General features: G+C 41.7%; 7 protein-coding genes and 1 pseudogene. 2 read left to right on the top strand and 6 right to left on the bottom strand.

The window, feature by feature from the left end; genetic code table 11:
* A pseudogene (locus NJ959_RS03625) lies at positions 1 to 279 on the bottom strand (IS4 family transposase); the annotation flags it as partial.
* Positions 280 to 436: 157 nt separating this feature from the next.
* On the opposite strand from NJ959_RS03625, the gene NJ959_RS03620 reads away from it, so the two are divergent.
* Together NJ959_RS03620 and NJ959_RS03615 are read left to right on the top strand one after the other, a co-directional pair.
* Positions 437 to 1,837, top strand: a complete 1,401-nt coding sequence (locus tag NJ959_RS03620; RefSeq protein ID WP_254010383.1) for an MFS transporter — start codon at positions 437 to 439, stop codon at positions 1,835 to 1,837.
* Positions 1,838 to 1,842: 5 nt separating this feature from the next.
* The gene (locus tag NJ959_RS03615) at positions 1,843 to 2,991 is read left to right on the top strand and encodes a glycosyltransferase family 4 protein (protein ID WP_254010382.1); all 1,149 of its coding nucleotides are present in this window, start codon (positions 1,843 to 1,845) and stop codon (positions 2,989 to 2,991) included.
* A 192-nt stretch (positions 2,992 to 3,183) separates the two neighbouring features.
* Here NJ959_RS03615 and NJ959_RS03610 read toward each other — a convergent pair whose 3' ends face one another.
* The 5 genes from NJ959_RS03610 to NJ959_RS03590 form a co-directional block, all read right to left on the bottom strand.
* Positions 3,184 to 4,119 carry an isopenicillin N synthase family dioxygenase gene (locus NJ959_RS03610; protein ID WP_254010381.1) on the bottom strand — a complete coding sequence of 312 codons (936 nt, stop codon included), beginning with the start codon at positions 4,117 to 4,119 and terminating at the stop codon, positions 3,184 to 3,186.
* Positions 4,120 to 4,681: 562 nt separating this feature from the next.
* Entirely contained in the window at positions 4,682 to 6,454 is a 1,773-nt protein-coding gene (locus NJ959_RS03605) for an ABC transporter substrate-binding protein (protein WP_254010385.1), read from the bottom strand.
* Between the two features lie 46 nt (positions 6,455 to 6,500).
* Positions 6,501 to 7,277 (bottom strand): SDR family NAD(P)-dependent oxidoreductase, encoded by a 777-nt coding sequence (locus tag NJ959_RS03600; protein ID WP_254010380.1) that lies wholly within the window; start codon positions 7,275 to 7,277, stop codon positions 6,501 to 6,503.
* Between the two features lie 37 nt (positions 7,278 to 7,314).
* A complete protein-coding gene (locus tag NJ959_RS03595; RefSeq protein WP_254010379.1) occupies positions 7,315 to 12,225 on the bottom strand; it encodes a non-ribosomal peptide synthetase in 4,911 nt (1,636 codons plus the stop codon).
* Between the two features lie 134 nt (positions 12,226 to 12,359).
* Positions 12,360 to 13,163, bottom strand: a complete 804-nt coding sequence (locus tag NJ959_RS03590) for an SDR family oxidoreductase (protein WP_309242548.1) — start codon at positions 13,161 to 13,163, stop codon at positions 12,360 to 12,362.
* Positions 13,164 to 13,173: the final 10 nt, after the last annotated feature.

Here is a 13,173-nt window from a genome sequence, read left to right as displayed (position 1 = left end):
ATACAAGACTGAGCCTGACTCGAAATTATTCTGCAACCAATAGCTAAATAATGGCCACCAAATTTGGGCAACGGTTAGGTGAGGATTGTCGAGAAATCTTTGTAACTTTTTCCGGCGACTCTCAAATAGGATCTTTTGAGGAAATTGCGACGCTAATTCTTCCCGTCTCACCCATCTGTGGTCTTGTAAAATTGTCACCAACATGAAGAAAATTAAAAATTCTGCCCTTTTAAGCTGAGTTTTCAGGTGTTTAATATAGAATGTAGGTAAGAAATTCATTTTTTCAATTACTTGGGTTTTATTGAGATCCTTCAGACCTATTTATTTATGACAACAAGCTGCCAATCCCGCACGCAGTAAGGGATTGACAGCTTGTTGTCACCCCGTCAGCGTCTTTTTTGCTTTTTTGTTTACTATTGCAAACCGTCAAATCATTATGAATCCTATCTCATCCGAAGAATCCTCTTTTCTCCACGTTATTCAAGATATGCGATTGTTTCTGTTCATTTGGGGAGGGCAACTTTTGGCGGCAACTGGAACATTGATTACGCGCTTTTCCCTGAACGTTTGGGTTTATGAACGCACCGAATCTGCCATTCAATTTGCTCTGGTTAGTTTTTTTAGCACACTTCCCTTTATCCTCCTCGCTCCGGTGGTGGGAACGATAACTGATCGCTGGAACCGCCGTTGGATTATGGTCATTAGCGATCTCTGTGCTACGTTAGGCATTTTAGCGTTGGGTTTGTTAGTACTAAATCGTCAGCTAGAACCCTGGCATATCTATATTTTTGGTGCGTTTGAAGCGACTTGTGCCGCCTTTCAAACCACCGCATTCTACGCATCCATTAGCCTGCTGGTGTCCAAACAAAATCGAGGTCGAGCCAATGGTTTAATGAGTTTTTTGAACGGGACTTCACAAATTTTAGGTCCGTTACTCGGTGTCATATTTCTCAACTGGATTCACGTCCAAGGCGTGTTATTATTGCAGTTGGCTAGCCTTGTCATTGGCATTTTACCCCTGTTGATGATTGCCTTTCCTGAGTTGAAAACCGAAGAGAACGCTGTCAAAAGTTCTTTTATGACAGAGATGATCTATGGTCTTCAGTATCTCACCGCTTATCCGGGTTTAGTGGGATTGCTGCTCATTTCCAGCTTCACCTTTTTTCAAATGGGTTCGATTAATGTCATCACCATTCCCTTAGTGATTACGGTAGCTTCCCACGATCTTCTCGGTCGTATTCTGTCCTGTTTTGGGGCGGGTACGGTAGTCGGTAGCTTGGCAGTCACCTTTTGGGGACAGCCACAGCACTACATGAGAGTGATTTATGGCTGTATGGTTATCAACGGAATTTTACTCGTGTTTGCCGGTTGGTCTTCGTCTCTGCTAATTTTTACGATTAGTATTACCCTGTTTTCCGTAATTCGCCCGATCCTTTACAACACATGTCAAACTATTTTCCAAAATAAAGTTGACCTCAACCTGCAAGGTCGGGTATTTTCTTTGAAGTCGGCATTGGATGCGATGGGCGTACCTGCGGGGTTCTTGATGGTTGGGCCACTAGCCGAAAAAGTCTTTGAACCATTGATGACCTCAGATAGTCTTTGGTCCAACCGAATTGGGGCTTTTATTGGAACCGGGGTAGGTCGTGGTATGGGCTTTTTGCTGATCCTATTGGGCGGTATCAGTCTGTTAATCACCCTGTTTGCCAGTTTGTATCCCCGCTGGCGATTATTAGAAACAGAATTGCCCGATGCTGTCGAAAGTTTTGAACCCTATCGGGTTGAATCTGGTGTTGATGAATCAACATCCATTGATCCTGCTTCCGTTACCAATTAAACCCGATGAAAATTGCCTTTGCTGATTATCCTTATATACCTGCAGACCCCCCCAAATCTGGCGCTGTTCGTCTTGTTTCCTATGCTCTGGCTGGGCGTTTGGTTAGCCTAGGACATGAGGTTTTATTTTATGGTGCTAAAGCCCCCTATCATCAAACGATTGAATCAGTAGAAGAAGGCATTCGGTATCGGAGAATCACAGCCTCTTGGATTGATTCGCTTTTAGAGCCTTTAAACTATCTTGATGAGTGGAATTTATCCAATCCTCAACGCCCCTTTTACGCTTCAAAATGGTTTTATTGCAGTGCCTATGGAAAAATGGTTCGTGATTTGCAGCGCCAACAATGCGATGTCATTCACCTCCACATTGCGTTTCAATTTGTGCCCATGATGCGGGCTTTTAATCCCCAGGCAAAAATCGTTTTTCACGCTCACAGTGAATTACTGCCCCAGTTCGATCTCGCTTTTGTTAAACACTGCCTCAGTTCGGCGGATTTGGTTCTCGGATGCAGCGATTATATTACCAATCCGATCCGAAAGTATCTGCCTGAAATTCCCTGTCAAACGCTTTACAACGGTTTCGATTTGCATCATTTTACCCCTCAACCGCGAAGGAACTATCGCTCTCAAACCCCCAAGCAAATCCTGTTTGTGGGCAGAATTTCCCCAGAAAAGGGGGTTCATGTGTTAATCGATGCGTTTAACCAAGTGGTGTCTCGTTATCCCAACGTTGAGCTTAAGTTAGTGGGGCCAGAAAATGCCCTGCTCCTGTGGTATATTCTGAGTCGAAATGACCCAAAAACGCGATCGCTGATGCCTTTTTTTCAGGGTAACTATCGCCAGATTGTACAAGATCGGATTTCAAAAAATGCGGAAAATTCGGTCTTTTTTCTGAGTAGAATTCCCCATGAAAAGATGATCGAATACTATCAACAGTCCGATTTATTTGTCTTTCCTTCCGTTTGGGAAGAACCCTTTGGAATGCCCGTTATCGAAGCAATAGCTATGGAATTACCCGTGATTGCTACTAGGGGCGGTGCTTTTCCAGAAATTGTAGAGGAAGAAAAAACAGGTTTATTAGTTGAAAGAGGTGATGCTAATGCTTTAGCTGAGGCGATTTTACACCTTCTCAGGGATGAAAATATCAGTCAATAAATGGGAAAAGCTGGACGTAAAAGGGTTGAGAAAAACTTTTCCTGGGAACAATTGAGTGAAAATTTATTGGCTGAGTATCAAAAACTGTCAAAAATCCAGATTGCTAGTTAAGAGGAGAGGGGAGAAAATAGGAAATATAAACTTTCACTACTTCCCCTCTTCAATTAAGCCAATGTTGCAATTTATTAAATCTTAACCGTAGTTTTTTTGTTCCCACTCCTTGTAGTAATCAGTGACAGAAATGGGCGAATATTTAGGCGGATTATTCTCGTTGACACAAGCCTCAAGACAGCTAATTTCAGCATCATAATTTGGAGTTACTTTAAACCCAATCGAGTATCGAGAGCGAGTTCTATAAAATTCTTCTTCGGGAACTGTAACTTGATGGAGGGTAGAAACCAGTCGATCGTTTGTCCACCGTTGGATCAGATCTTCCATGATGACGACTACTGTACCTGGAATGGAGGTAACAGCAATCCATTCTCCATCAGGTGTACAAATCTCCAAACCTTTAGCCTCATCTTGAAAAATTAAGCCAAAGGTTCCCGAACCGCGATGTGCCTGGAATCGAGTTTGTCCCGGCTGCGTAGGTTGAGTAATTGGGAAATAATGAATTAAACCTATATAACAATTTTTGTCAGAAATTGCATCGGTTAAAACTGTTTCAGGTATTTTCAAACCAATCGCCAAGGCTTGGAATAACTTCCAAGACAATTCTTGGCAGCTTTGGAAAAATTCTAGAATTGTCTCACGAAATAGTGGGGGATTGACTGGCCAATCATATTGGGGATGGGAATTTATAGAGGCATCAGAATTTTCGCCATCAGCAGATCTTTCATAAACATAGCCAAAGACTTCTTTAGGTCTTGTTGGATTTCTGAAATATCCTACGCCTGGGCTATATTTATCCTGAGCAATCTTTTGTTTTTCTTCTAAAGGTAGGGCAAAAAAAGCCTGAGATTGAGCAAAAGATCGCTCGATCAAATCAGGGGAAATGCCGTGGTGTTTTATGTATAAACAACCCACTCGATCTAAGGCATCATAAAATTGTCTTGCCACCACTTCTCTTTCAATTTGGTTCCCCTCAATAAAACCTTGGAAATCAATAATTGGAATGGTTTTGTTCACTTTAATTACCTTTGAAATCAATTTAAGCCGAGTTTAATTTATCATGAAATATTTGGCTAGTAAAATTTTTTAATAAAAATTTATAATTTACTGAAAAATGGCGACTGGCAGTACTCGCTCGGTCAAACCGGACGACAACAGGTTATGGAACAATTTTCTGGCGTTTCATTAGCCGATAGACAACTGTCGAGGCAAACGATCTCTGCATCTTCTCTGGGGACAGCGAAAAACACAAATGAATTCCGTCCTTGGCCGGGATGAAGGTGGATAGGCTATGTCATATTTTTGACTGGGTTTGAGAATCGGATCTTGTAAGAGCTGGAGATTATTGAAAGTTGTTCTGGTTTAAACAACTCTCAATAGAGCAATTTTTAGCCTTACCTCTATCCTGTTTAATTTCAACATGCACTACTGTATCATTAACAAATCCTCTGAAAGTTTAATTGTTTATGTATTTTTTTATTTGACTAGACTGTAACTGATGAATTGCTACTCCCCCCATCTCGATAGGGGAGTGATATCACTTCTGTTGACATAATCATAATAAATAAGCCAAATCAGATTACCTATCCGTTAGGTTAAATTCATAAATATTCCAAAATGTTCCTGATAACGCCGAATGTTTCACCCCCTGAATGGAATTTCGCACTGCCACCATGGACAACGAGTTCACGAGATAAATAAATGGTAGATACTCCTGACTAAGTTGTTGAATTTCTCCATAAATCTCCTGACGCTTGGATTCAGCCAATTCTCCTGCCCCCTCAATGTAAAGATCAGCAATTTTTTGTTCCCAATCCGCCACCTCTTGATTAGTAATCGGTGTTTGTCCGGCTTGGGGTTGGCGATTAAAAAAATGCCAGTTTCCTTCAGGAGACCAAAAATTTATGGTTTCGTTGGGTTCTATTGTCATGGGGAAACCATCCATAATCTGGCAATCCCAATCCAGACGATTCATTAACTTGTCTACAACTAATCCCACTGCGATGGTATTCACATCTACTTGAATCCCAATCTGACTCAAATCCTCTTGAATTAGTGGTGCCATATTCTGCAACACCTTATTACTGGCATTTGCGGTGAGGGTAAAGCGGACTCGATTGCCACTAGCATCAAATAATTGCCCTTGATTATTGTATAGAAAACCTGCTGTGATGAGTAACTCTTTTGCCTTCTGAGGGTTGTAGTCGTAGACTGGCAAACCTGCTTGGGGAGAGAGATAGTAAGGACTTTGCTGGGCAATGGGCGAATTTTGCAGTGCCCCTAGCCCCCCAAAAATAGTGTTAAGTAGACGCGGGCGATTGATGCTATAGGCAACTGCTTGGCGAAATTCTACCATATTGAACCAGCGAGATTTAATCGGATCGATCAGAGGTTGACCATTTCTGGTTCCTTTGTTCAAATTAAACATGATGGCTGTGGTTCCTGTTTGCGCACCTCCATTGTAAATTGTAAAGTTTCCCTTTTTTTTTTCTCGTTTTAATAAGGAAAAATAATGACTTTTCACTTGAAAAAAATCGAGACCTCCAGAACGAAATTGGATGAGCGCTGTATCATCACTACTCACAGTATTTTGCACAATGCGCTCGATATAGGGTTGAGGGTTACCTAGATCGTCTTTGCGCCAGTAATAGGGATTTTTCCTGAATATCATTCTCTCACCTGGAACATAGGTTTCCAACTGATAAGGACCGTTGGTAATAATTTGGTTGGGTGGAGTATCTGTACCCCAGGTTGAGAGGAATAGTGGTCTGCCTGCGGAGTCCTTATTTGTGATGGAAGATCTCAAGATGTGGGCGGGTAAAATTTCTAGTTTTGTGGTGCGGATAAAGGGGGCAAAAGGTTGTGGTAGGGTAAACTCAACGCGCCAATTATCCAGTTTTTTAACTGTGGGGAAACGGCGATTTTGTCCTATTTGCAAAAAATCTTTAGCATAGGAAGGAATGGCGGTATTCGTGTAAACATCTTTATAAGTAAATACCACATCATCAGCATTAAGGGGTACGCCATCTGACCATTTTAGGTTTTTTCTTAAATTAAAAATAATCTGCTTACTATCTTGAGAAATCTGCCAAGACTCGGCGAGGGCTGGTTGAATTTCTCCCTCACCATTTTCGCGAATTAGTCCTTCATAGAGGAAAGTCAAAATCCCAGATCCTTCTTGCATTAGTTGAGGATTAAAGGTAGAGGGTTCAGCAGAAGTACTCACAATGATTTGAGATTCTGGTATTGTTTTAGGGGTTAAATGAACTTGAACACAACTAACTAGAACGATCGCAATGATAAACTCAATTAAAGTCGGTAAGCGACGATGGAGAATAGTAATTAGCCTCATCAATTATCTCATTCCCTCGCATTCCACTAAACTTCTTTTCCCCATCCTACATTGTACTATATCCTCCATCTACCATCAAAATTGCCCCTGTAATATATGAGGCTGCCTCAGATGCGAGAAACACCACAGGTCCGATTAGTTCATCTGGTTTTCCGCGTCGTTTCATGGGAATTACGGCGTTAAGATGCTGCCGATCTTCCTCCGGAGGTTTGCGAAATTTTTCCGTACCTTCCATGATGTTATCGATATAACCGGGCGCAAAAGCATTGACTCGAATCTGACGATCCGCCCATTCCACTGCCAGGGATTGGACTAATAAATTCACCCCACCTTTTGATGCTGTATAAGCTGCTGAATCAGCAATGCCTACCACACCACCAATAGAGGAATTCATGATAATCGAGCCGCCCGTACCTTGTGCGATCATTTGTCGTGCAGCTAGTTGAGCTGCGTTAAAATATCCTTTGAGATTGACATTAATAATATCATCCCACTCTGATTCTTCCAAAGATATTGCTGGTTTGATGATGTCAATACCTGCATTACACACCATGATATCAAGTCGGTGGTAGTGGGCTACAGTTTGCTCGATCAAACGGGTGCAATCTTGGCGGTTTCTCACATCAGTAGAAATCGCTATTGCATCTCCTCCTGCTGTTTGAATCTTTTGTACGGTTTCTGCGGATTCTGGCACTTTGATATCAGCAATTACCACCTTTGCGCCCACTGCCGCCAATCCTTGGGCTAATGTTTTGCCAATACCCCGTGCTGCCCCTGTGACAATAGCCACTTTACCAGTTAAATCAAAAAGAGAGGATTCCACGATTATTTCTCCTGCGTCAGAATTATTTTTTATTGCTTTATGCCACAGAGATAGGAGGATCGATTGTTCCTGCTAACCTCGCAATTGTCGGATACTCAAAGAGATAATGTAAAGGAATTTCTCTTTGGCAAGCCTCTTGGAGTTTAGTCATTACTTCCAGGGTTTGCATTGAATGTCCTCCCAATTCAAAAAAGTTGTCATCGGTGCTAATCTCCTCCATTCCTAATACCTCTTGCCAAATCTCCAGCAAAATAGCTTCGATGGGATTTTTCGGCTCAACCAATTGCGGAGATTTTACTTCTTTAATTGATGCTGGAGAAATTGACTGTTCTCTGTTGGTTTGTCCAAGAATTGAACATATTTCTGCCAATCTTAAATCGGGATTAGCGGCAATATTTTTTAACAAGTTTTGAAAGTGTTCGACCATCTTAGCGATAGTTTCTGGGATAAACAAATCGCTTCTATAGCTTAAAACACCTTCAATACCTGTACCAGTTTCTTCCAGTGTTAAGTTCAAATCAAACTCAGCGATATCTGTATTTGCCTCAAGATACTCTTCTTTTAGGTTTAAATCTCCCATTTCCCACTTTTGTTCTGGAGTATTTTGGAAAACAAACATCACTTGCGCTAGCACCGTATAACCCGGTTCTCGAATTGGCTGAATTTCTGACACCAGCTTGATAAAAGGCATCTCTTGATGGGTATAGACTCCTAATGCCACTTCCCGCACTCGTTTGAGTAGTTGCCGAATGGTAGGATTATCTCCCAAATTAGTAGATAAAGGGAGTAAATTAACAAAAAATCCAATCAATCCCTCAGTTTCCGGGCGGCGGTTAGCAATAGGAGTAACTACCGCAATATCTTCCTGATTTGTATAGTAAAACAGCAAGGTTTGGAATGCCCCTAGCAAAGTCATAAACAGAGTTACCCCTTCCTCCTGACTCAGTAGCTTAAGCAATTTTGTTAAGGATTGAGAGAGGGTAATTGGGTATTTCCCTCCCGCAAATGTGCGCTTTGGGGGACGGGGATAATCGGTTGGTAGCTTCAGTAGAGTTGGCTTTTCCCCCAGCATCTTCTGCCAAAATGACATTTGAGATGCCAAAACTTCTCCCTGCAACCATTGCCGTTGCCAAACCGCAAAATCGGTATATTGTAACTGTAACTCCGGTAAGGGTGAAGGTTTACCTGCAGAAAAAGCTGTATAAAGGGCTGAAATTTCTTGGGTTATCACTCCAAATGACCAACCATCGGCAACGATGTGGTGCGTGGTGACAACCAATAAATGTTCTGTAGGATTCAACCGCCAAACTTTAGCGCGCAAAAAGAGTCCTTGTGCAAAGTCAAAAGGCTGCAAAATCTCTGCTTGTGCTTGTCGCCTGACTTCAGCCTCCTTGTCTGGGATTTCCTGAATATCTACCACAGAGAATCCTAAGATTGGTTGAGGAGAAATCGAATATACCACTTGTCCATCCACGCAGGCAAAGGTAGTGCGCAGCGTTTCATGTCGTCGGACAATTTCTCGCAAACTTTGTTCTAGTGCTTCTAGATTTAGCGTACCTGTCAAGCGACAAACTAAGGGCAGATGGTAGAGAGGATTCTTTGGGTATAACTGATTGAAAAACCAAAACTCTAGCTGAGTTAAAGAAATTGGTACTACCTGATTTTGCAAGTGCAAAGGTTGAATCGGTAGCACCATTCCTTCCTGAGTCTTATCGCTAGTAGTTTCAATCCTTTGGGCTATGTCAGCAATTGTCGGAGTGTCAAACAAAGCGATCAAAGGTAATTCTTTAGCAAATACTTTGCGAATGAGGGCAATCGCCTGCATTGCCCGTAAAGAATGTCCGCCTAAGTCAAAAAAGTTATCATAAATTCCTACTTTTTCTAACCCTAAAACATCCTGCCAGATACCTGCCAAAAGTTCTTCTGTTGGAGTGCGGGGATGGACAAATTTTATCGCTAATTCTGGTCTGTTGGTCGTTGGTTCCCTCAATGCGCGACGATCGACTTTACCATTGGGAGTGAGAGGAAAGGATTCCCTGGCTACAAAAGCAGAGGGAATCATGTATTCTGGTAATCGAGATTGGAGAAAAGCCCGGAGTTGTTCGACGGTAATTTTATCTCCCTGAATTGGTACAAAGTAAGCCACCAAATATTTTTCTCTGGCACTTTCGCCAAAAACTTTGGCTACTGCTTGACTGATTTGGGGATGTTTGCTCAAAACTGCTTCCACTTCGGTTAGTTCAATGCGAAAGCCCCGGACTTTTACTAAATCATCTATCCTTCCCAAAAATTCAATGTTACCATCGGGTAGGTATCGGGCTAAATCTCCTGTTTTATAAAATTTTGATTGAGGAAATAGGGAGTGGACAATGGAGAGTGGGGCATGGGTAATAGCAGAATTACCAATAACCAATTCAACAGGAATAAATTTCTGATCTGTTAAATCTGGGCGGTTAAGATAGCCACGGGCTAAACCATCACCACTCACATATATTTCCCCTGGCACACCAATGGGAACAGGTTGTAAATTTCTATCTAATAAATAGATTTGAACATTGACTGCTGGTTTGCCAATCGGTGCATAAATAGGCCATGCTTCTGGTTGATTGCTGAAGCGATAGGCGGTGACGAGATCTGCTTCCGATGGACCGTACATATTATAAAGCGAACAATTTTCTAAGCGCTTAAATAACTCGACCATTGGCTGGGTAATTTGCAGTTGTTCCCCACAAGCTACAGCTTCTCGAATATTGTGGAATAGATGTGGTTGTTCTCCGTATGTTTCGGCTAATTGCTGCCAAATGGTAACGGGAAGTATTACTTTGGCAATGGGGTTGAGGCTGAGGAAATTAATTAATTTATCTAAATCTTTGCGACTGTCTTCAGGTATCGTGTAGAGCGTACCTCCCAACCCCCAGGCGGCAAACATTTCGTGATAGCTGACATCAAAACTGAGGGAAGCAAATTGGAGGACACCAACCCCTGTCGCCATTTTTTCCTGATGGTGTTTGATTAAATTTGTCAGGGAAAGATGGGGAACCGCGACACCTTTAGGAGTTCCTGTAGAGCCAGAAGTGTAAATAATAAAAGCTAAATCATTGGCTGTAACTTGGCTTTGGGGATTGCGATCGCTTTCTTTGCTGATTTGCTCCCATCCATCATCTAATAATATCAGGGGTAAATCAGTTTTTAGTAGTGACTGCCAACACCCTTGAGTCAAAATTACTGGTGTCTGGCTATCTGAGATCATAAATGTTAGACGATCTGAGGGATAATTGGGATCGAGAGTCAGGCAAGTTCCGCCAGCTTTAAGAGTGCCTAAAATTGCGATCGCCGCCTCAATCGATCTTTCGATACAGATCCCCACTGGCACATCAGGTTTTACGCCTAAGCGTTGCAGGTGGTGCGCTAATTGATTGGCTTGTTGGTTTAACTCTCGATAGGTTAATTGTTGATTTTCATATACCACCGCTAAAACATCTGGTGTTTTTTCTACTTGTTCCTCAAACACCTGATGGATAGCACAGTTAATCGGATTATTTCCCTGGGTAGCATTCCAGTCTATTAAGAGTAACTGTTGTTCTGCTTGAGTTAGTAGTGGAATTTCTCCGGGGCGGCAATGCGGATTAGCAACAATTCCCTCTAGTAAGGTTTGGCAATGACCCAACATGCGATCTATGGTATCAACATCAAAGCGAGTCCCATCGTAGTTGATAATTAATTTTAGTTCTTCCCCTGGCATTGCCACCACAGTCAGGGGATAATGGGTTTGTCCAATATCTTGGCGATCTTTTATTTGCACAGATTGAACATTTTCTGTCTGCTGTAGTTCTGCGGTGACGGGATAATTCTCAAAAACTACAATACTTTCAAAGAGCGATTTCCCTCTTGGTATATCGCTAATACTTTGAATATCCACCAGCGAAGTGTAGGAATAATGCTCCCTTTCTACGTTTTGCTGTTGTAATTCTTTTAGCCAAGCTAATAAATCGCTTGTTTCCGGGATTTGTACTCGTGCGGGTAAAGTATTAATGAACAATCCTACTATCGATTCTACCCCAGATAATTCCGGAGGACGACCCGATACTACCGTCCCAAAAACTACGTCAGATTCACCACTGTAGCGACTTAAAAGTAGCGCCCAAGCTGCTTGTACTAATGTGGAAAGTGTCAGGTAATTTTCTTGGGCAAAAGATTTTAAAGTAGCAGTTGTCTGGGCTGATAGATATCGGTGTCGAATATAACAAGTAGATTCCTGCTGATTGCTCTGAGTTATGGCGCGATCGACTACTAAAGGAGTAGGATTAGTAAAACCTTTCAGAGTTTCTCGCCAAAATGTCTCGGCACTAGATAAGTCTTGCTGCTGTAACCAATTAATATAGTCTCGGTAAGGACGAGGTGGGGGTAAATATAAAGATTGACCGTTTTTTATAGATTCGTAGAAAGCCAATATTTCTTTTAATAAAATAGGCCAACTCCAACCATCTAGCAGCAGGTGATGAAAGCTCCAGACAAACTGATAAGTTTCATCGGCTACCCGAATTAAAGTACAGCGCATTAGGGGAGCCTTGTCAAGTTCAATTCCTTGGGATCTATCTGAATTTAAGAAAGACTTGAACTGCGTTTCTTGTTCTCGATTTGAGAGGGAGCGCCAATCTAAATTATGCCAAGGTAAAATTACCTGTTTCCGTACTATCTGAAGTGGATTTTTGCGGTTTTTCCAGACAAAAATAGTCCGCAAAGCTGCGTGTCTTTCTAATACCTTATTCCAGGCTTGCTCAAACGCACTTGGATCTAGTTTACCCTCAAGAGTAAATCTAAATTGGTCAAAGTATGCTCTCGATTCCGGTTGATAGAGGTTATGGAATAGCATCCCCTGCTGCGTGGGTGAGAGGGGGTAAATAGCTTCAATATCTTTATTTTTGTTTTGTTTCTCTAAGACTGCCATTCTTGTACTTTTTATAAAGAAATTAACTAACAACTAAGGAGGAAAGAAGTTCAGGAGTACGCTACGAGGGTAAAATACAGGATTCAAGCACCCTCATAAGTCATAATAACCAATAACCAATAACCAATAACTAACTAAAAAGCTCCCTTTGACAATCCGCCATCTACCGGAATAGTTACCCCTGTAATATAGCTAGCACATTCTGAGGCTAGAAAAGCGACTAAATTAGCAACTTCACTAGCAGCGCCTCTACGCCCTAGAGGAATAAGCTTATCAATTCTCTCTTTAATCGCATTAACTGTTTGCCCTTCTTTTTGGGCAACTACTTCTAAGTATTCTCTATGCCTTGGCGTATCAATAAGCCCAGGGTTAATCGAGTTAACCAAAACATTCCATTTCGCTACTTCCGTAGCTACAGCCTTAGTAAAGTTGATTAAGCCAGCGTTGGCTACTCCCGATTTTATCAAAGCACCAGCAGGTTCTTTCCCTGATGTCCCAATAATATTAATAATCCGCCCCCATTTTTGACTTTTCATACTAGGCAAAACCAAATTAGTCATGCGGATGTAGCCCATTAACTTTCTTTCAAAGACATTTCTCCACTCTTCATCATCAAATTCTTCTACAGCTTCGCTAGAAAATTTAGCGCCTTCTGAATTATTGATCGCAATATCAATTCTACCAAATTGCTTCAGAGACTCCTGTACTAAACTTATTGAATCATTCTCTTTGTGGACATCAGCAGCAATACTGATAATTTTAATCTGATAATGTCCCAGGGTTTCAACGGCTTTTTCTAGTCGTTCTGAATTTCTACCACAAATAATTAAGTGGCAACCTTCTCCTGCCAATTTTTCGGCTATAGCATAACCAATGCCAGCACTTGCTCCCGTTACTAACGCGACTCTTCCTGTTAGTCCTAAATCCACATTTTTCACTCCTTTATAG

The organism is Limnofasciculus baicalensis BBK-W-15 (assembly GCF_024178385.1).
Classification (GTDB): Bacteria; Cyanobacteriota; Cyanobacteriia; order Cyanobacteriales; family Coleofasciculaceae; genus Limnofasciculus; species Limnofasciculus baicalensis.
Note: the sequence above shows the minus strand (reverse complement) of the source record. Positions and strands in the feature narration are given on the sequence as shown.

Excerpts from the sequence above, each read along its gene's own strand:
- NJ959_RS03595 (WP_254010379.1), bottom strand. The coding sequence starts at position 12,225 with ATGGCAGTCTTAGAGAAACAAAACAAAAATAAAGATATTGAAGCTATT.
- NJ959_RS03605 (WP_254010385.1), bottom strand. The coding sequence starts at position 6,454 with ATGAGGCTAATTACTATTCTCCATCGTCGCTTACCGACTTTAATTGAG.
- NJ959_RS03615 (WP_254010382.1), top strand. The coding sequence starts at position 1,843 with ATGAAAATTGCCTTTGCTGATTATCCTTATATACCTGCAGACCCCCCC.
- NJ959_RS03620 (WP_254010383.1), top strand. The coding sequence starts at position 437 with ATGAATCCTATCTCATCCGAAGAATCCTCTTTTCTCCACGTTATTCAA.